The sequence below is a fragment of the Streptomyces sp. NPDC041191 genome, from assembly GCF_055591945.1.
Genome location: NZ_JBVIZC010000002.1, coordinates 307,983 through 325,588, shown reverse-complemented (window position 1 = coordinate 325,588; position 17,606 = coordinate 307,983). Strand labels below are relative to the sequence as shown.

Sequence of the window (17,606 nt, the reverse complement as noted above, 5' to 3'; positions counted from 1 at the left end):
CCGGGCGCGTGGATCGCGGCCGGTTCAGGCGCCGAGCGCCGCCACGACGTGCGGGGCCGCCTCCGCCAGGGTCGGGAAGTGCCGGTGGGCGTCCGGGTGCGGGTCCGGGACGTTGACCGTCCAGACCGTCATTCCCGCGTCGAGCCCCGCCCGCACCCCCGAGGGCGCGTCCTCGATCACCAGGCACTCCGCCGGGTCCGCGCCCAGCCTCTCGGCGGCGGTGAGGTACGGGACGGGCGACGGCTTGCCCTCCGCCACCGAGGCCGCGTCCACGATCAGCCCCGGGAGCGGGAGCCCGGTCCGCCCGAACCGCCCCCGCACCCGGTGCTCGTAGTTCGACGTCACCAGGGCCCACCGGTCCGCCGGGAGCGCGGTCAGCAGCCCGGCGGCCCCGTCGAAGGCCGCGTACGTCCCCGTGCGCACGTCCTCGTCCTCCAGCGCGTGCAGGAGCGCGAGGCACGCGGCCGGGTCCTCGGCCGGCACGACCGCCGCGAACGTCTCCACGGGACGGGTGCGCAGCGCCACGGCGTACACCTCGTCCCCGTCGAGCCCGTACCGCGCGGCCCACGCGTGCCAGACGCGACGCTGGTTGGCGACGGCGTCCATGAGGGTGCCGTCGACGTCGAAGAGGACGAATTTCTTCCTGGTCACACGGTGGAGGCCACGTCCACGAACGCCGCCCAGGCGGCCGGGGCCACCGCGAGCTGGGGCCCGTGCGGGACCTTGGAGTCACGGACGTGGACGGTGGTGGGGTGGGCGGCTACCTCGACGCAGTTGCCCCCTTCGGGGCCGCTGTAGCTGGACTTGTGCCAGTCGTAGGCGACCTCGATGCAGTTTCCACCCTCGGAGCTGCTGTAGCTGCTTTTGAACCAGGCCAGTTCCGTGGTGCTCATCGTTCTCCCAGCAGTTTCTCGATCCAGTCCAGGGACTCGCGAGGTGTGAGTGCCTGCGCCCGGATGATCCCATAGCGCTCGGTATACGCGCGCACCTCTTCCGGGTCGGTGATCAGCCGGGAGTGCCCGTAGATCTCGGTGTACGCGACCTCCCGCCGCCCCTTCGCAGTGATCAGGGTGAAGGCGCCATCCAGGTAAGGGTGTTCGTCCTTGTCCTGCGGCATGATCTGGAGCTCGATCGTGCGCCGCCGGGCCACTTCGAGGATGCGCAACAGTTGCTCGCGGTGCACCTTCGGGCCGCCGAACGGACGGAGGAGGACGGCTGCCTCCAGGACGAAGCTGATCGTCGGCGCGGGCCACTGGTCGAGCAGCACCTGCCGTGAGATCCGGTCCGCCACCCGCTTCTCGATGGTCGCCTCGTCCAGCATGGGACGGCGGTGCTCGAACAGCGAGCGCGCGTACGCGGGCGTCTGGAGGACGCCCGGCACCGCCTGCACCTCGTAGTAGTGCAGCGCGACCGCCCTCGCCTCCTCGTGGGCGAAGTCCCGGAACCAGTCCGGATGCCGCACCCGTGCCCGCGCCAGCGCCTCCCGCACGTCGTCCGCCGCCGCCGCGAGGACCCCGCCCGCGTTCACCACCGGGTCCACCCGTACCAGGAAGTCCGGCTGCGGAGTCCGTACGCCCCGTTCGACCGACGAGACCAGGTCCTCGCTGCAGTGCACCAGCTCCGCCAGGTCCGCCTGGCTCAGGCCCGCGTTGCGCCGCAGGACCTTCAGGATCTTCCCCAGCGCCCGGAAGAGGTGCGCCGTACCGTCCACTTCGGAGGGCCGTTCCGGCCTCTCCTCCTCGTTCCCCGACATCCGTACCGCCTTCTTGGCGTGCCCGTACCGTTACGCAGCGTCGTCACGTCGCTGCTGGTCAGCGTAGGGTCGGGGCTCCACTCTCGGGGCATGAAGTCAGAAACCACCACCCCCACCGGTGAGTTCGTCCTCCGTCTGTCGGCCACCCGCCGGGGCGCGCGCCTGGCGCGTCTGCTGGGGGTGAACCAGCTCCACGACTGGGGCGTGACCGGCTCCGGGGCCGAGGCCGCCGAGCTGGTCCTCGCCGAACTCGCGAGCAACGCCGTCCGCCACGGCCGGGTGGCCGGGCGGGACTTCGAGGTGCGGATGCGGCCCGGCGGGGACCACGTGCGGATCGAGGTGTCCGACGCGCGCGGCGAGCACGGACCGTCACCGGTGCGGACGCCCGACGAGGGCGGCTACGGGCTGCTGCTCGTCGCCGCCCTCGCGAGCACGTGGGGCGTGAAGGAGCGGGAGGTCGGCAAGACGGTCTGGGCGACCGTCCCGCTGGCGTCCCGCCCCGTCAGGCGAAGCGGTCGAAGGTGAGCGGGGGGTTGTCGCGGAGGACCGAGATTCCCACGCGCGGCCGGAAGGGGGACTGCCAGGAACCCGTTCCCCGGTACAGGTACGCGGTGTCGTCGGGGCCGGTGGCGTACAGGTCGGCGCGGCCGTCGCCGTTCACGTCGCCGACGCCGATCAGCTCGCCGTAGCCGTTCCAGCCGCTGCCGAGCCGCATGCGCGGCGCGAAGGTCCCGTCGCCCTTGCCCAGGTACAGCCAGAGGACACCGGCGGTGTCACGGGCGACGAGGTCCCCGGCCGGGGCGCCCGCCACGTCGCCGACGGCGGTGATCTGGTTGTAGGCGCCCCAGCCTCCGCCGAGCTTCACGCGCGGGGCGAAGGGAGCGGTGTCCTTGCCGGTGCCCCGGTGGAGCCAGAGGGCGCCCGCCCTGTCGACGCCGAGGAGGTCGGAGCGGCCGTCCCCGGTGAGGTCGCTCCCGGCGGTGAGCGTGTGGTACGTGTTCCAGCCGCCGCCGATCCGGGTGCGGCCCGTGAGCGTGCCGTCGCCCCGGCCCTTGTACAGCCACAGGTCGCCGGCCCGGTCCCGGGCCACGAGGTCGCTCACGGCCGAGCCGCCGAGGTTGCCCGCCGACTCGATCCGGTCGTAGACCTGCCAGCCGCCGCCCAGGAGCGATCCCCGGAGCCGGTAGGTATCGTCGAACCACTGCGACGGGAACACCTCGTGCAGCCGCAGCCGGCCCGAGGAGTCGCGCGAGACGACGTCGGGCGAACCGTTGCCGTCGTAGTCGTGGAGCGCGGGCCCGCGGGTGAGCGTGAACGAACCGGAGGCGCGCAGGTTCGGCCCGATGCCGTTGCGCGGCGCGGCGTCGATCGCCCAGGTGTACGCCCCGCTCGGAGCGCCGGACGCCATGTCCGGATCGCCCTTCCACGCGACGTCGCCCTTCCAGTCGAAGTCGATCCGCGAGGCGCCGGGGTCCATCGGGTACAGGGTCTTCTTCTTCGTCGCGCCGGTCTTCGTGTGGCGCAGGGTGACCGTCAGCGCGACGTTGCTCCGGGACAGGGTCCACGACAGCGGGATGTGGCCGTCCGAGGCGCGGGGAGAGACCGTGGCGGGCACGGAGTGGCCGAGGAGGGTCACCTTCGTCGGTTCGCCGGTGCTCGCGACGAACACGGCGACCGGCGCCCCGTCCGCGCCCGGGGCGATCCGGTACAGGCCCTCGCCCTTCGTGACCGTCCCGCCGCGCACCAGCAGCGCCCCGTCCGGAGCGGGGGCGGAGGAGAGCTGGTGGTCCAGGAGCGTGCGGGTGGCGGTCGTCCGCAGGGAGCGGGCGGTCAGCGCGTACAGCGGGTCCGGGGAGTAGGCGCTGATCCCCTGGCGCTGCCCGTACGTCACCCAGTCGCCGACCAGACCCACCGCGACGTCGGAGGAGGTGCCGACCGGGAAGTACTGCGTACGGCCGCCGCCGCGCTCGGCCACGTGGACCGCCGGGCCGCCCCCGGGGCCGGTCCCCACCCAGGCCACGTGGGTGGCGGAGAGGGCGAGCGGAACGTCCTGGTCCGCGGCGGCGGCGATCTGCCGCTTCTCCGTGACGGACGCGGTGGCCAGGTCGATCAGGGCCCAGTTCCACACCGTCCTGCCGCCGCTGAGGGTCTGGAACCTGAGCAGGGCGTGGGAGGCCGTGCCGGCGACGGTGAACGCCTTGCCCGTGACGGCCGGGAGGCCCGTCACCGGACGCGTGACCGGGACGCCGCCGGACCGGTCGCGCAGGGAGATCTCCCCGCCGGTGCGGAGCAGGACGGTGGAGCCGGCGGCTCCCGCGAAGCTCGTGCCCGGGGTGAGGGGGACGGAGAGCGTCGTCTCTCCCGTGACCGTGTCCACGAGATCGACGTTGCGCGGGCCGTAGAGGGCGACCGCGTCGGAGGCGTACGACGGGAAGGACGCCAGCTCGGAGGGGAAGGCGGTCGTCGACCCGTCGGAGAACCGCGTCCAGACCTGGTCGATGCCCCGCCCGCTGCCGGTCCAGGACAGGAAGCCGGTCGTGCCGGCGCCGGTGACCGTTCCGCCGCTCGGGAAGGGCACGACCGCCGTCGTGCCGGCCGCTCCGGTGACGGCGGGGGGCGGGGCGGGCGCCGGTGCGGCCGTCGCCGGGGTGGCCGCACCGGCGCCGAGGGTGACCGCCAGGACGGTGGCGACCGCGGCGGAGACGCGGTGCCGGGTGGTGCGTACGGAGTGCAAGGGTCCCCCCGGGAAGGCTCGTGTGCCGCGCGAGATCCCGTGCGGCACATGAACAGACCTTCGACGGGGGCGGGTGGTTGTACGCGCTGCGGCGACGGGCCGCCGGACCTCCCCGGCGCCGCCGCCTACGCCCGCTCCACCACGCCCCGCACGTACGCCGCCTGTCCCGCGTGCTGGAGGCCGTCCGCGATCACCGAGACCAGCCGGACGCCGAGGGTGACCGGCGGGTCCCAGGCCGTGTCCACCACCCGGTCCAGGTCCGCGTCCCCCACCGCGCCGACCAGTCCGGCGGTCCGGTCGCGCACGGCGTCGTGGTAGCCGAGCAGCAGCTCGGCCGGGGCGCGGACCCGCCCCACCTCGGCGCTCGTCTGGCCGTACCCGGTCGCCCCGTCGGGGAACGGGAGGCCGAAGCGGTCCGCCCAGCCGCCGGCGGTCCACACCTGTTCCGTACCGAAGGCGTCCGCGAGGTGGTCGTCCTGGACGCGGGTGAGGTGCCAGACGAGCCAGGCGATCGGATTGGCGTCCGGATCGATCCGGACGGCCAGCTCGTCCTCCGTGAGGCCCTCCACGGCCCCGTGGACGGCCTCGCTCACCCGGCCGAACGCGTCGGCCAGCAGATCGGCGGTCTTCATGGGTCTCCTTCCGGTGCCGCTTCCGCGACGGGGTCGGTGATCAGGAACGCCCCTCCCGCCAGCGTTCCACCTCCGCCTCCACGTCGAACGGCCCGAGGTGCAGCGGGGGGCCGGCCGGCGGGCGGAGCAGGGCCTCGGCGATCTTCGTGTTGATCTCGCCGAGGAGACGGCGGACCTGGCTCTCCGAGACGGCGGCGGCCACCGCCGCCTCCGCGTCCTCGGCCTCCTTGCGCAGGGCGAGGGAGGGCGGCAGCACGGACGCGCCCTCGCGGTGCATCTTGCCCTTGATCCACCACAGCTCGTCGTACGGGGCCGAGTCGTCCGGAAGGGGCTTCCCGAAGCCGGGCAGGCTCCGGAACTCGCCCCGTTCCGCGGCCTCGCGGATCTGCTTGTCCACGAACGACTCGAAGCCCACTCCGGGCGGCTTGCGTTCGGTCATGTGTCCAGACTACGTATCCGGCCCGTCCGGGGTGTGGCCGTCGCGGTCTACTGCGCCGCGCGGTCTTCCGGCACCCTGGGGTCCGCCCGACGCGCGCCACCCCCCGCCCCTCGTCACCGCCTCGCACCGGAGGACGCATGCGTGCACGGATCACCCCCCTCGGCACCCTCCTCGCGCTCGTCGCGGGCCTGCTCACCGCGCTCGTGACCACGACCCCCGCCCAGGCCGCGCCGCTCTTCAAGGCGCCCTTCGCCTGTGGCCAGAAATGGACCTACAGCCACCACTCGGCCGAGGTCCGCCAGGCGCTCGACTTCGTCCGTTCGGACGGCGGCGCCACCGCCGGGGCCCCGGTCCTCGCCTCGGCGTCCGGCACCGCCTACCGCTACTCCCAGCCGTCCGGCGCCGGGAACTACATCGTGATCGACCACGGCGGCGGCTGGAAGACGTACTACTTCCACCTCAACGCCTACTCGGTCGCCCACGGCGCCGCCGTCTCCCAGGGCCGGCAGATCGGCACCACCGGCTCCACCGGCAACAGCTCCGGCGCCCACATCCACTACGAACAGCTCTACAACGGCGTCGGCCAGAACATCGTGATCAACGGCGTCTCCCTCGCGCCCTACCCCGGGTCCTACGGCTCCAAGCACCTGACCAGCGACAACGGCTGCTCGGGCGGGAGCGGGAAGTACTGGGTCGACACCTTCGCCAACGCCACCGGCTACGCCCAGGCCAACACGAACGACGCCCAGGGCGTGCTGAACGCCGGCACGAACTACGTCTACTGCAAGGTCTGGGGCCAGGAGGTCCGCGACGCCTCCGGCAACTACAACCACTGGTGGCTGCGGACCGACCTCGACACCGTGTACGCCGGGAAGAACGGCCGGGGCGCGTACGTCTCCGCGTACTACCTGTCCCGCTGGGGCAACGACGAGGCCCGCGACAACAACGGAACCGTCGTCCCCACCTGCTGACCACCCTGCCGGGGCCGGTCGGCGGCCCCCGGAAAGGGCAGGAGCCCCGCTCGTGCCGCGAGGCACGGAGCGGGGCTCCTTGGGTACTGCTCTAGTCGTTGGTGATCGACCACCCGGGCACTTAGGCCGGGGTGACGTTCTCCGCCTGCGGGCCCTTCGGGCCCTGCGTGACGTCGAAGGTCACGGTCTGGTTCTCCTCGAGCGAACGGAAGCCGTTCGCGTTGATCGCGGAGTAGTGGACGAAGACATCCGGGCCGCCGCCGTCCTGGGCGATGAAGCCGAAGCCCTTTTCAGCGTTGAACCACTTGACGGTTCCGGTAGCCATAAGCCCTCCTTGGGCCAAAGGGTTGCCCTGCTCCAGAACCTGCAAAGAAGTCTGAAAACTACAAAAGCCTGCGGGTCACATGCTCCGCAGGCTCTGTACTGCAAGGGAAACCAAACTGCAACTTGCGACGAGCCTAGCACGCGGACCACGCGAGAGGGTAGAGGTGAAGATCACTTCACCCACGTGTTTGAACCTCCTCCGGCCGCTGACGCGCGTGCCCCGGCGGCGCCCGCCGCGCGGGGCGGGTCTAGCCTCGCGATGTGGACAAAACAACCGGAGACCACCAGCGCAGCAGGCCCCGCGTGGGGCACATCCAGTTCCTGAACTGCCTCCCCCTCTACTGGGGCCTGGCCAGGACGGGGACGCTCCTGGACCTGGAGCTCACCAAGGACACCCCCGAGAAGCTCAGCGAACAGCTCGTCCGGGGCGACCTCGACATCGGCCCCATCACCCTCGTCGAGTACCTCCGCAACGCGGACGGCCTGGTCGCCCTCCCGGACATCGCCGTCGGCTGCGACGGCCCGGTCATGTCCTGCGTGATCGTGTCGCAGCGGCCCCTCGAACAGCTCGACGGCGCGCGCGTGGCCCTCGGCTCCACCTCCCGCACCTCCGTGCGCCTCGCCCAGCTCCTCCTCGCCGAGCGGTACGGGGTGGAGCCCGACTACTACACCTGCCCGCCGGACCTCGGCCTGATGATGCGGGAGGCCGAGGCCGCCGTCCTCATCGGCGACGCGGCCCTGCGGGCCTCGCTGCACGACGCGCCCCGGCTCGGCCTCCAGGTCCACGACCTGGGCCTCCTGTGGAAGGAGTGGACGGGCCTCCCGTTCGTCTTCGCCGTGTGGGCGGCGCGCGAGGACTACCTGGCGCGCGAACCGGAGACCGTCCACGAGGTCCACCAGGCGTTCCTGGCCTCGCGCGACCTCTCCCTCGAAGAGGTCACCAAGGTCGCCGAGCAGGCGGCCCGCTGGGAGGACTTCGACGCGGCGCTCCTGGAGAAGTACTTCCGCACCCTCGACTTCCGCTTCGGCCCCGACCAGCTCGCGGGCGTCCGCGAGTTCGCCCGCCGGACCGGCCCCACGACCGGCTTCCCGGCGGACGTCACCGTCGAACTGCTGCCGCCCGCCGCACGCCCGGCTCCCTGACCGGGTCGGCCACGGGCCCCTGGAGCCGCCGGCTGACCCACTCCAGGGACCCGGCGCCCAGGCCCGCCAGGTAGCTCCGGGCGTTGTGTCCGCCGCCCGGGATGACCTGGAGGCGGCTCTTCACCGGCCCCCCGGTGTGCGCCCGGACGAACCGGCGCACCGACGGGCCGATCACGGACTCCCGCGAACCGAGCTGGAACGCCAGGTACACGTCGTTCCCCGGCGTGTCCGGGCGGCGGGCCAGGGCCGCGGCGAGCCGCCCGGGGTCGTTCGCCCGCCGCTCGGCCTCGTGCCCCCGCCACAGCGGCGAGTCCGGTACGACATCGGGCCCGGAGGCGATGGCGGCCTTGAACCGGTCCGGGTGCTGGAGGACGGACTTCAGCCCGACGAAGCCCCCGGACGAGAACCCCATGAACGCCCAGCCGTCCCGCGAGGCGAACGTCCGGAAGTTCGCGCGGACGAAATCCGGTATGTCCTCGGTGAGCCAGGTGCCCATTCTCGGGCGGCCCGGAATGTCACTGCCGTCGTAGTAGTGGCGGGCGTCCGGGTTGAGGACGGGCATCGCCACGATGAACGGCAGGCTCTTCCCCTCGCGGGACCACCGGGAGATGGCCGACTGGAGCCCCATGGCCGGGGAGCGCCAGTAGTTCACCGGATACCCATGCCCGCCCGGCAGGGCCACGAGGACCGGGAAGCCGCTGCGGGCGTACCTCGGTTCGAAGTACTGCGGCGGTGCCCACACCCACACCTTGCCCGTGAACCCCGACTTCCGGCCGATGAGCGTGGTGACGCCGATCCTGGTGCCGTCGTCCACCGTCCCCGCGACCGCGAACAGCGCCCTCGGCCCGGTCGGATAGACCGTCACGGGCCGCCCGGGCACCCTCGCGGCGGTCGCCGGGCCGGACGCGGGCCCGCCGAAGAAGAGGGACGCCTCCCCGTCGGTCTCGCGGCCGCCGGCGAGGGCGAGCACCACGGCGAGCAGGAGGACGAGCACGGCGGCGACGGGGCGGGACCTCCGGGGCGGACGTGTCACGGCGCGACTCCGGTTCCTTCGGGACGGCGGGAGAGAGGGGGAGACGGGGGAGACGGGGGCGGTGGGGGCGGTGGGACGGGGGGCGGTGCGGAGGAAGGGAATGGTGAGGGCGATAGGGACGGTAGGGGCAGGAAGGCCCCGACGGGGGCGAATCGGCCCGTTCCGAGCCGAAAGAGGGGGTCGTGTCCGGCGCGACCACCCGTCCGCCGCACCGCCGCCCGGCCGCCCGTACCTCCCCGCCCCACCCTGCGGAAGCCGCCGGAACCCCTGGCGTACGCTGGTTCGGTCCGTCAAATCCTCCGAAAGGGACGCGTCCGGTGACCGAGAAGGCCGAACTCCAGTCCGTTCTCGACCGCGCAGCCGAAGGCGGCCGGATCACCCCCGAGGAGGCGCTCGACCTCTACCGCTCGGCGCCCCTGCACGCCCTCGGCGCCGCCGCCGACGCCGTGCGCCGCCGCCGGTACGCGGGGACCGAGCACATCGCGACGTACATCATCGAGCGGAACATCAACTACACGAACGTCTGCGTGACGGCGTGCAGGTTCTGCGCCTTCTACGCCGCGCCGAAGGACACGAAGAAGGGCTGGACCCGGGACCTCGACGACATCCTGCGCCGCTGCGCGGAGACCGTGGAGCTGGGCGGCACCCAGATCATGTTCCAGGGCGGCCACCACCCGGACTACGGCGTCGAGTACTACGAGGAGCACTTCGCCGCCATCAAGGCCGCGTTCCCGCAGCTCGTCATCCACTCCCTCGGCGCCTCCGAGATCGAGCACATGGCCCGCATCTCCGGCGTCCCCGTGGAGGAGGCGATCAGCCGCATCCACGCCGCCGGCCTCGACTCCTTCGCCGGCGCCGGCGCCGAGCTGCTGCCCGAGCGCCCCCGCAAGGCCATCGCCCCGCTCAAGGAGTCCGGCGAGCGCTGGCTGGAGATCATGGAGATCGCCCACGGCCTCGGCGTGGAGTCCACCTCCACCATGCTCATGGGCACCGGCGAGACCAACGCCGAGCGGATCGAGCACCTGCGGATGATCCGCGACACGCAGGACCGGACGGGCGGCTTCCGGGCCTTCATCCCGTACACGTACCAGCCCGAGAACAACCACCTCAAAGGCCGTACGCAGGCCACGCTCTTCGAGTACCTGCGGATGATCGCGATCGCCCGGATCTTCCTCGACAACGTCGCCCACATCCAGGGCTCCTGGCTGACCACCGGCAAGGAGGTCGGCCAGCTCTCCCTGCACTACGGCGCCGACGACCTCGGCTCGATCATGCTGGAGGAGAACGTCGTCTCCTCCGCCGGGGCGAAGCACCGCTCCAACCGCCTGGAGATCATCGACCTGATCCGCAAGGCGGGCCGCGTCCCGGCGCAGCGCTCCACCACGTACGAGCACCTCGTCGTCCACGACGACCCGGCGAACGACCCGGTCGACGAGCGCGTCGCCTCCCACATCTCGTCCGTCGCGATCGAGGGCGGCACGGCCCACCCGGAGCTGAAGCTCCTCGACGCCCGCTGACGCGCGTGCTGACGATCCACGTCGCCGAGGCGTCGCCCGAGACCGCCGTGCTGGTCGACGGCGGTCTGATCGCCGCCGTCGGCCCGTACGAGGACCTGGTCGCCGTACGCCCCGACGCACGGGTGCGGGAGTGGCCCGGCATCCTCACCCCCGGGCTCCTCAACCCCTTCGCGCCCGAACTCCTGGAGGGCGTGTACCACCCGGATCCCCGGGAGGCCGAGGGGTTCGGCACCGAACCGATCCCGGGGGAGCGGGCGCAGCGGATCTTCCGGGCCGACCCCTCCCGGCGCGGCGCCTCCGCCCGCCGGGGCGTGCAGCGGCTCCTCGCCCACGGGACGGTCGCCGTCGCGGGCGAACTGCGGAGCCGGGCCGCCGCGGACGCCGTGCGCCGGGCCGGACTCGCCGTCGGCCGCCGCCCGGAGCGGCTTCCCGGCCCCCCGTCCTTCTCCCCGCAGCCGCTGGTGCTGCTGCCCGCCCCGGTGCCGGGCGGCCCCGCCCGCTTCGCCGTCTTCGACGTCCCCGACCGGGCGGCCCTGGTCCGCCTCGGCGCCTCGACCTGCGTCGCCACCGTCCTCGGCGGCCGGCTGGTCCACCGGTCCCACTGAACGCGTCCCGGCGGACCGTCCGGGCGCGCCCCGCCGGCCGGTCCCATGCCTGTCCCGCCGACCGGTCCCGTGCGTGCCCTGCCGGCCGGTCCCGTGCGTGCCCTGCCGGTCGGGGCGGGAGGCGCCCTGAGACAATGGGGCCGCCCGCCCGTCTCCGATTCTGCGAGGCCGAACGCCCGTGACCCGCGCCACCCTGGACAAGCAGCCGCACGAAGTCGCCACCATGTTCGACGGCGTGGCGGCCAACTACGACCTCACCAACGACGTGCTCTCCCTCGGCCAGGACCGGCGCTGGCGCAAGGAGGTCGCCAAGGCGGTCGACGCCCGCCCGGCGCAGAAGGTCCTCGACCTCGCCGCGGGCACGGCCACCTCCTCGCAGCCCTTCGCCCGCGCGGGGGCGTACGTCGTGCCCTGCGACTTCTCGCTCGGGATGCTGCGGGTCGGCAAGCAGCGCCACCCGTGGATGCCGTTCACGGCGGGCGACGGCACGCGACTGCCCTTCCGCGACGACGTGTTCGACGCCGTCACCATCTCCTTCGGGCTGCGCAACATCCAGGACACCGAGCAGGCGCTCCGCGAGCTGTACCGGGTGACGAAGCCGGGCGGCCGGGTCGTCATCTGCGAGTTCTCGCACCCCACCTGGGCGCCGTTCCGCACGGTGTACGAGGAGTACCTGATGCGCGCGCTGCCGCCGGTGGCCCGCGCGGTCTCCTCCAACCCCGACGCGTACGTGTACCTCGCCGAGTCCATCCGGTCCTGGCCGGACCAGCCCACCCTGGCGGGCATGCTCGCCGGGGCGGGCTGGTCGAAGGTGGCCTACCGGAACCTGACGGGCGGCATCGTCGCCCTGCACCGCGGCTTCAAGGCCGCCTGACGACCCGGACCCCTTACCGCGCGTACAGCCCGTAGCCGCCCACGCCCGTGTACACCGCGTCCGCGACGCTCCGGTGCACGAGCGTGCCGTTCACGCGGTCCGTCGGCGGGGTGTGGAGCTCTCCGCCCGTCTGCAGGGTGGTGGAGCCGCCGCCGTCCAGGTTCAGCGCGTCGATGATGCCGAGCTCGGGGGAGGCGAGCAGGGCGGCGAAGCTCCGCAGGTAGTCGCCGTCCTCGTTGGCCCGCCCGGTGAGGGTGACGAGCACCGGGCGGCCCCGCACGTTGGTGCCGAGGGCGGTGCGCGAATCGGTGCAGATCAGGGTGGTGCCGTCGGCCCCCTTCTCGGTACCGCTGCACGAGTCGGGCAGTTCGGCCGGGACCTCCCCGGAGCGCAGCAGCGGGTGGAAGGAGCTCACGACGTCGACCGAGTCGTCCAGCGGGATGTCCCGGTCCATGGTGACGTCGTGGAGCTTCTGCCCGATCGTCACCGTGTCGTCGCGGACGAGCCGCTCACGGAGCCACCGGGCGCCGTCGCCGACGCCCTGGAGGACGTGCCCGCCCGCGGGCACGGACGTCCCGCCGCGGCCCTCGTGGGCGTCCGTCACCACGCCGTGCGCGTCGACGACGACCTCGAAGCCGGGGTCGGCGGTGGCGGCGACGGCCGGGTCCGTGCCGGGCTTCGGGACGGGAACTCCGTAGTCGTCGGTGAAGACGACGATCTCGTCGGGGTCGGTGAAGACCGGGGGACTCGCGCCGACCTGGACGTCCTCGGCGTCGCGCGCGCAGTGTGGGGCGCGGCCCGGGGTCCGGTTGACGTCGTCGATCCGGACGCTCTCGCCGGAGGACGCGGTCAGCTTCAGGTCGGCGCGGAGCTTGGTGATGTACGGGAGGCCGTACTGGATCACCGCGCCGGAGCTGCCCTTGCCGCCGCTCCAGCAGCCGGAGCTGTGCAGGACGCCGTCGGTGGCGGAGACACCGGTGTGTGCGACGGTCTTCCTGGCGCCCGCTCCGGCGGGTTCGAGCTGGAACAGGCCGCCGTTGACGCCCGCGTGGGGGTGGCGGGTGGGGACGGGGGTGACCTGGGCGAGCTGCTCGGGGAGCGTCTCGGCGGTGGAGTCGTTCGTGCCGACGGTGGCCTCCAGGGTGAGCGCCCCGGCGGTGGGGTCGATCTCGACGATCTGGAGGACGCGGGCCTCGGCGCGGTTGTCGGGGGTGGTCTCGGTCCAGGTGGTGCGGGTGACGCCGGGGGCGACCGGGACGGGGGTCCCCTGGGTCCAGCGGGCGGTGAGCGGGCTCGGGGCCGGTTCGCCGGCGCCGGAGGCGGTGGACACGGGGGAGGTGAGGACGAGGGCGGCGCCGAGCGCGACGGCGGCGGCGGCCCGGCGGCGGCGGTCGGCGGTCATGCGCAGGCCGCCGTTCCGTCGACGAGCTCGTGCGAGCGGAAGGTACCGGCGAACGGCGCCGGGACGGTGGTGCTGTCGCCGCGCAGGACGACGTACGCGCCGAACCTCTTCTGGCTCGCGGGGTCGGGCCAGCTCCCGGTGTACGTCGGTTCGGGGTAGAAGCAGACGTGCTTCCGCGTGCGGTTCCAGACGGACCGGGGCGCGGCCTCGGGGCCGTAGCTGCTGCCGTAGTTCCGGGTGGCGGGGTCGGTCGCGGGGAGGTGGACGGTCATCGGGCCTCGGCCGTTCTGCTCGGTGAAGGTGCAGACCCGGTTGTCGGGGCAGCGCTCGTAGCCGGTGAAGCAGAGCGCGCGGGACGGGACCAGCTTGTGGGCGCGGACGGCACCGGCCGCGTACGCGTCCTTGTTGCCGGGCTTGACGGTCTCCAGGCGGCCGCCGTACCGGGGGCCGCCGTAGACGCAGGCCCACAGGGCGGTGTTGTTCTTCGCCGAGAGGGTCCTGCCGTCCCAGGCCGCGTCGTAGCTCTCGGCGGCCTGCCGGTCGGTGAAGTCCTTCCGCTCGCCGGTCCCGCCGGCCCCGGAGTAGAGGCAGAGGGTGGCGGGCGGGCAGTCGTCGAAGGGGGCGGGGTCGGCGTTCGCGGGCAGCACGAGGAACACCGAGCAGAGGAGGGCGAGGGCGGCCGTGATCAGCGCGCCCCGCCGTGGGTCGATACGGAGGTCGGTCACGGATGATCATCGTGCCATCACCCTGGGCACGGGGGAACGGGTGTTCGCCCCCGAAAGACGTCGGAAGGCGTCGGCGGGCGACCCTCCGGTCCCGGCGCGACCGGCCCCCATAGACTGCGACACGTCCTCATCGCCCCACCACCGGGAGACCCGCCGTGACCGAGCAGCCCCTCTCCGAGCACAGCGCCGATGTGATCGTCGTCGGGGCGGGCCCGGCCGGTTCCACCACGGCGTACTACCTGGCCAAGGCCGGACTCGACGTCCTCCTCCTGGAGAAGACCGCCTTCCCGCGCGAGAAGGTCTGCGGCGACGGCCTCACCCCCCGCGCCACCAAGCAGCTCGTCGCCATGGGCATCGACATCTCCGAAGAGGCCGGCTGGCTGCGGAACCGGGGCCTGCGGATCATCGGCGGCGGCGTCCGCCTGGAGCTGGACTGGCCGGACCTCGCCTCGTACCCGGACTACGGACTGGTCCGCAAGCGCGACGACTTCGACGAGCAGCTCGCCCGCCAGGCGCAGAAGGCCGGGGCCCGGCTGTACGAGCGCTGCAACGTCGGCGCCCCGATCCTCGACGACCGCACGGGCCGGATCACCGGCGTCCACGCCAAGCTGGGCGAGGAGAAGCGCGAGGTCACCTTCCACGCCCCGCTGGTCGTCGCCGCCGACGGCAACTCCACCCGCATCTCCCTCGGCATGGGCCTGCACCGGCGCGAGGACCGGCCGATGGGCGTCGCCGTCCGCACGTACTTCACGTCCCCCCGGCACGACGACGACTACCTGGAGTCCTGGCTGGAGCTGTGGGACCGGCGCGGCCCGCAGGACCGCCTCCTGCCCGGCTACGGCTGGATCTTCCCCATGGGCGACGGCACGTCCAACGTGGGCCTCGGCATCCTCAACTCCTCGAAGGCGTTCCGCGAGCTGGACTGGCGCGAGGTCCTCAAGGCGTGGTGCGCCTCCATGCCGGAGGACTGGGGCTACACCCCCGAGAACATGACGCAGCCGATCCGGGGCGCCGCCCTGCCGATGGCCTTCAACCGGCAGCCCCACTACACCAAGGGGCTGCTGCTCGTCGGTGACGCGGGCGGCCTGGTCAACCCGTTCAACGGCGAGGGCATCGCGTACGCCATGGAGTCGGGCCGGATCGCGGCGGACGTCATCGTCCAGGCCCACGCCCGCGCGACCCCGGCCCAGCGCGAACTGGCCCTGCGGAACTACCCGCAGGTCCTCAAGGACACCTACGGCGGCTACTACACGCTGGGCCGCGCCTTCGTGAAGCTCATCGGCAACCCGAAGGTCATGAAGATCGCGACCCAGCGCGGCCTCACCCACCCGCTCCTGATGAAGTTCACCCTGAAGATGCTGGCCAACCTCACCGACCCGACGGGCGGCGACGCGATGGACCGCATCATCAACGGACTGTCGAAGGTGGCGCCCCGCGCCTGACCCGGGCCCGGCACGCCGGAGGGCCGTCACTCCCCCGAGGAGTGACGGCCCTTCGCCGTGGAACGGGAACGCTCAGAGGATGCGCACGGCGCCCGACGGCGGGTCCCAGTCGAGCGAGCGCTCGACCACGCCGGTGGACGAGTTCTGCGCGCCGACGTACTTGCCGCCGCCCACGTAGATGGCGACGTGGTACGAGCCGCTGCGGCTTCCCCAGTACAGGATGTCGCCCGGCTGGAGGTTGCCCAGGGAGACGGAGGTGCCCATGCTCGACTGCTCGTACGAGATGCGCGGCAGGTCGATGTCGGCCTGGCGGTAGGCGGCCTGGACGAGGCCGGAGCAGTCCCACGAGTTGGGGCCCGTGCCGCCGGTGACGTAGGAGTCGCCGACCTGCGCGCGGGCGAAGGCCACGATCGCGGCGGCGGAGCCGCTGGGGGCCTGGGAGCGCTCCTCGCCGGTGGAGGCGCCGGAGCCGCCGTCGGAGGACGAGCCGCCGGAGGACGACGAGCCGCCGTCGTCGGACGCGGTCGTGGCGACGGTGGCGAGCTGGGTGCGCGCACGGCTGCGGGAGGCGCGCTCGGCGGCCTCCTCGGCGGCCCTGCGCTCCTGCTCGGCCTTGAGGCGGGCCTTCTCGGCGCGCTCGGCCGCGGCCTTGCGGTCCGCCTCGGCCTTGGCCTTCGTGGCCTCCTTGGAGGCGTTCAGGACGGCCGCGTTCTCCAGGCTCCGGAGGTTCTGGTCGAGCGCTTCCTGCTGGGACGCCTCGGCGGAGGCGGCGACCGCGCTCGCGAGGCCGGTGCCGGTGCCGAGCGAGCCCAGGGTGGGCATCTCGATGGTCTCGGTCACCGGATCGGCACTCGCCGGCCCGGCGGCACCGGCCACCGCGATGGTGCCGAGGACGCCACCGGCGACTCCGGCCCGGAGCGCGAGCTTCGAGGCGCTGCGGCGGGGCTTCCGGTGGCTGGGTATGTGAGCGGAGTGGGACATGGGAACAACCGCTATCAGGGCATCAGGGTTCCCTTCAAGAAACGTGGATTGCGCCACAGTTACGTTCGGAACCTGTGAATCCGCTTCCCGAGCAGCCTTATTGACGCCGTAACGGGCAAATCGGGCGCCGGTCATCCGGGGCTTGATCAAGGGTTTTCAATGAAAAGCCCGAATTGCCCGACGCCTACCACCTCTTGACGCCGTTGGCCAAGCCCTCTTCTTTCGGGGCGTCAGGCCGGTGACGCACGTCACACCGGAGTTCGTGAAAACGCGCACGCGTCCACCTCCGTCCGCGCGACCCCCCGACCGGGCGACGGGCGCCCCCTTTATCACCCCCGGACGATCTTTCGCCAATTTGCCTGTACGTGCCATCGCTTGATAGTGCGAAACCCCCTCCGATCAGCGATTTCCGGTGCGGTTGTCACATCTGGTGATCGCCTGGGCGCTTCGCGCGACAAGATCACCCCTCATCCGGCTTCATGATCGTTCGTCAGGTGGTGGAGATCACAAACTCACTGCCGTACCCCGTGTCGCAGATCACAGAGGGGCAGGCATAAGATGCGGGGCAGCCGGGCTTGTGAACTGCCTCACATGGGGGTGATCTTTCACGGTCCGGTGGTGCGGTCCAACGGTCAAGGACGACTGGAAGGAGCGAGGAGCGTGAATGCGTACGCGCCCGTCCTCGTGCTCGGCGCCCTGGGTGCGGGGTTTGCGATCTTCTCCGTGGTCATGGCCACGCTTATCGGCCCAAAGCGGTACAACAGGGCGAAACTTGAGGCGTACGAGTGCGGCATCGAGCCGACACCCACGCCCGCCGGGGGCGGCCGCTTCCCGATCAAGTACTACCTGACGGCGATGCTCTTCATCGTCTTCGACATCGAGATCGTCTTCCTCTACCCCTGGGCCGTCACCTTCGACGCCCTGGGGCTTTTCGGGCTCGTGGAGATGCTGCTCTTCGTGCTCACCGTCTTCGTCGCCTACGCCTACGTGTGGCGGCGCGGCGGCCTGGAATGGGACTGAGGGGCTGAGGG

At 72.5% G+C, this 17,606-nt stretch carries 19 protein-coding genes; 8 read left to right on the top strand and 11 right to left on the bottom strand.

Annotated features, from left to right (window positions below; translation table 11 throughout):
• Positions 1-24 precede the first annotated feature (24 nt).
• From ACZ6AQ_RS04695 to ACZ6AQ_RS04685, 3 genes are read right to left on the bottom strand one after another with little or no spacing between them, the layout of a single operon-like run.
• Positions 25-651, bottom strand: a complete 627-nt coding sequence (locus ACZ6AQ_RS04695; RefSeq protein ID WP_468757453.1) for an HAD family hydrolase — start codon at positions 649-651, stop codon at positions 25-27.
• Positions 648-893 carry a DUF397 domain-containing protein gene (locus ACZ6AQ_RS04690; RefSeq protein ID WP_468757451.1) on the bottom strand — a complete coding sequence of 82 codons (246 nt, stop codon included), beginning with the start codon at positions 891-893 and terminating at the stop codon, positions 648-650. The genes ACZ6AQ_RS04695 and ACZ6AQ_RS04690 overlap by 4 nt, the downstream gene beginning before the upstream one ends.
• On the bottom strand, positions 890-1,753 hold the full coding sequence (locus ACZ6AQ_RS04685) for a helix-turn-helix domain-containing protein (RefSeq protein WP_468757449.1): 864 nt from the start codon (positions 1,751-1,753) through the stop codon (positions 890-892). Before ACZ6AQ_RS04685 ends, ACZ6AQ_RS04690 begins: the two co-directional genes overlap by 4 nt.
• Before the next feature lie 90 nt (positions 1,754-1,843).
• Between ACZ6AQ_RS04685 and ACZ6AQ_RS04680 the strand changes: the two genes are divergently transcribed.
• A complete protein-coding gene (locus ACZ6AQ_RS04680) occupies positions 1,844-2,278 on the top strand; it encodes an ATP-binding protein (protein ID WP_468757447.1) in 435 nt (144 codons plus the stop codon).
• Here the strand turns inward: ACZ6AQ_RS04680 and ACZ6AQ_RS04675 are convergent.
• The 3 genes from ACZ6AQ_RS04675 to ACZ6AQ_RS04665 all read right to left on the bottom strand — a co-directional run bounded on the left by ACZ6AQ_RS04675 (position 2,256) and on the right by ACZ6AQ_RS04665 (position 5,558).
• Entirely contained in the window at positions 2,256-4,487 is a 2,232-nt protein-coding gene (locus ACZ6AQ_RS04675; protein WP_468757445.1) for an FG-GAP repeat domain-containing protein, read from the bottom strand. The genes ACZ6AQ_RS04680 and ACZ6AQ_RS04675 overlap by 23 nt on opposite strands.
• Before the next feature lie 125 nt (positions 4,488-4,612).
• Positions 4,613-5,119 carry a mycothiol transferase gene (locus ACZ6AQ_RS04670; protein WP_468757443.1) on the bottom strand — a complete coding sequence of 169 codons (507 nt, stop codon included), beginning with the start codon at positions 5,117-5,119 and terminating at the stop codon, positions 4,613-4,615.
• 40 nt (positions 5,120-5,159) lie between these two features.
• Positions 5,160-5,558 (bottom strand): DnaJ family domain-containing protein, encoded by a 399-nt coding sequence (locus tag ACZ6AQ_RS04665; RefSeq protein ID WP_468757441.1) that lies wholly within the window; start codon positions 5,556-5,558, stop codon positions 5,160-5,162.
• 137 nt (positions 5,559-5,695) lie between these two features.
• On the opposite strand from ACZ6AQ_RS04665, the gene ACZ6AQ_RS04660 reads away from it, so the two are divergent.
• Entirely contained in the window at positions 5,696-6,529 is an 834-nt protein-coding gene (locus ACZ6AQ_RS04660) for a M23 family metallopeptidase (protein ID WP_468757439.1), read from the top strand.
• Positions 6,530-6,650: 121 nt separating this feature from the next.
• Here the strand turns inward: ACZ6AQ_RS04660 and ACZ6AQ_RS04655 are convergent, their stop codons facing one another.
• Positions 6,651-6,854: a cold-shock protein gene (locus ACZ6AQ_RS04655; protein WP_388688281.1), complete on the bottom strand. Its 204-nt coding sequence runs from the start codon at positions 6,852-6,854 to the stop codon at positions 6,651-6,653.
• 260 nt (positions 6,855-7,114) lie between these two features.
• On the opposite strand from ACZ6AQ_RS04655, the gene ACZ6AQ_RS04650 reads away from it, so the two are divergent.
• Positions 7,115-7,996 carry a menaquinone biosynthetic enzyme MqnA/MqnD family protein gene (locus ACZ6AQ_RS04650; RefSeq protein WP_468757437.1) on the top strand — a complete coding sequence of 294 codons (882 nt, stop codon included), beginning with the start codon at positions 7,115-7,117 and terminating at the stop codon, positions 7,994-7,996.
• On the opposite strand, the gene ACZ6AQ_RS04645 is transcribed toward ACZ6AQ_RS04650, so the two are convergent.
• The gene (locus ACZ6AQ_RS04645; protein ID WP_468757435.1) at positions 7,953-9,029 is read right to left on the bottom strand and encodes an alpha/beta hydrolase; all 1,077 of its coding nucleotides are present in this window, start codon (positions 9,027-9,029) and stop codon (positions 7,953-7,955) included. The two genes, ACZ6AQ_RS04650 and ACZ6AQ_RS04645, sit on opposite strands and share 44 nt — an antisense overlap.
• Before the next feature lie 317 nt (positions 9,030-9,346).
• On the opposite strand from ACZ6AQ_RS04645, the gene mqnC reads away from it, so the two are divergent.
• From mqnC to ACZ6AQ_RS04630, 3 genes are all read left to right on the top strand, one after another.
• On the top strand, positions 9,347-10,546 hold the full coding sequence (mqnC, locus tag ACZ6AQ_RS04640) for a cyclic dehypoxanthinyl futalosine synthase (RefSeq protein WP_388688274.1): 1,200 nt from the start codon (positions 9,347-9,349) through the stop codon (positions 10,544-10,546).
• A 5-nt stretch (positions 10,547-10,551) separates the two neighbouring features.
• Positions 10,552-11,151, top strand: coding sequence for an imidazolonepropionase-like domain-containing protein (locus ACZ6AQ_RS04635; protein WP_468757433.1), 600 nt, complete (start codon positions 10,552-10,554; stop codon positions 11,149-11,151).
• A 178-nt stretch (positions 11,152-11,329) separates the two neighbouring features.
• Positions 11,330-12,025, top strand: coding sequence for a demethylmenaquinone methyltransferase (locus ACZ6AQ_RS04630; protein WP_468757431.1), 696 nt, complete (start codon positions 11,330-11,332; stop codon positions 12,023-12,025).
• Between the two features lie 13 nt (positions 12,026-12,038).
• On the opposite strand, the gene ACZ6AQ_RS04625 is transcribed toward ACZ6AQ_RS04630, so the two are convergent.
• Positions 12,039-13,427 (bottom strand): phosphodiester glycosidase family protein, encoded by a 1,389-nt coding sequence (locus ACZ6AQ_RS04625; RefSeq protein WP_468757429.1) that lies wholly within the window; start codon positions 13,425-13,427, stop codon positions 12,039-12,041.
• On the bottom strand, positions 13,424-14,152 hold the full coding sequence (locus tag ACZ6AQ_RS04620; protein ID WP_468757427.1) for a peptidase inhibitor family I36 protein: 729 nt from the start codon (positions 14,150-14,152) through the stop codon (positions 13,424-13,426). Before ACZ6AQ_RS04620 ends, ACZ6AQ_RS04625 begins: the two co-directional genes overlap by 4 nt.
• 155 nt (positions 14,153-14,307) lie before the next feature.
• Here ACZ6AQ_RS04620 and ACZ6AQ_RS04615 point away from each other — a divergent pair, with 155 nt between their 5' ends.
• Positions 14,308-15,594, top strand: a complete 1,287-nt coding sequence (locus tag ACZ6AQ_RS04615; protein WP_388688267.1) for a geranylgeranyl reductase family protein — start codon at positions 14,308-14,310, stop codon at positions 15,592-15,594.
• Between the two features lie 72 nt (positions 15,595-15,666).
• On the opposite strand, the gene ACZ6AQ_RS04610 is transcribed toward ACZ6AQ_RS04615, so the two are convergent.
• Positions 15,667-16,575: a C40 family peptidase gene (locus tag ACZ6AQ_RS04610; protein ID WP_468757425.1), complete on the bottom strand. Its 909-nt coding sequence runs from the start codon at positions 16,573-16,575 to the stop codon at positions 15,667-15,669.
• A 660-nt stretch (positions 16,576-17,235) separates the two neighbouring features.
• On the opposite strand from ACZ6AQ_RS04610, the gene ACZ6AQ_RS04605 reads away from it, so the two are divergent.
• Positions 17,236-17,595, top strand: a complete 360-nt coding sequence (locus ACZ6AQ_RS04605; RefSeq protein ID WP_019888619.1) for an NADH-quinone oxidoreductase subunit A — start codon at positions 17,236-17,238, stop codon at positions 17,593-17,595.
• Positions 17,596-17,606 lie beyond the last annotated feature (11 nt).

What these genes read in the sequence shown, in the direction of transcription:
- ACZ6AQ_RS04680 (WP_468757447.1), top strand. Translation starts at nt 1,844, where the DNA reads ATGAAGTCAGAAACCACCACCCCCACCGGTGAGTTCGTCCTCCGTCTG.
- ACZ6AQ_RS04610 (WP_468757425.1), bottom strand. Translation starts at nt 16,575, where the DNA reads ATGTCCCACTCCGCTCACATACCCAGCCACCGGAAGCCCCGCCGCAGC.
- ACZ6AQ_RS04685 (WP_468757449.1), bottom strand. Translation starts at nt 1,753, where the DNA reads ATGTCGGGGAACGAGGAGGAGAGGCCGGAACGGCCCTCCGAAGTGGAC.
- ACZ6AQ_RS04670 (WP_468757443.1), bottom strand. Translation starts at nt 5,119, where the DNA reads ATGAAGACCGCCGATCTGCTGGCCGACGCGTTCGGCCGGGTGAGCGAG.
- ACZ6AQ_RS04690 (WP_468757451.1), bottom strand. Translation starts at nt 893, where the DNA reads ATGAGCACCACGGAACTGGCCTGGTTCAAAAGCAGCTACAGCAGCTCC.
- ACZ6AQ_RS04655 (WP_388688281.1), bottom strand. Translation starts at nt 6,854, where the DNA reads ATGGCTACCGGAACCGTCAAGTGGTTCAACGCTGAAAAGGGCTTCGGC.
- ACZ6AQ_RS04660 (WP_468757439.1), top strand. Translation starts at nt 5,696, where the DNA reads ATGCGTGCACGGATCACCCCCCTCGGCACCCTCCTCGCGCTCGTCGCG.
- ACZ6AQ_RS04625 (WP_468757429.1), bottom strand. Translation starts at nt 13,427, where the DNA reads ATGACCGCCGACCGCCGCCGCCGGGCCGCCGCCGCCGTCGCGCTCGGC.
- ACZ6AQ_RS04665 (WP_468757441.1), bottom strand. Translation starts at nt 5,558, where the DNA reads ATGACCGAACGCAAGCCGCCCGGAGTGGGCTTCGAGTCGTTCGTGGAC.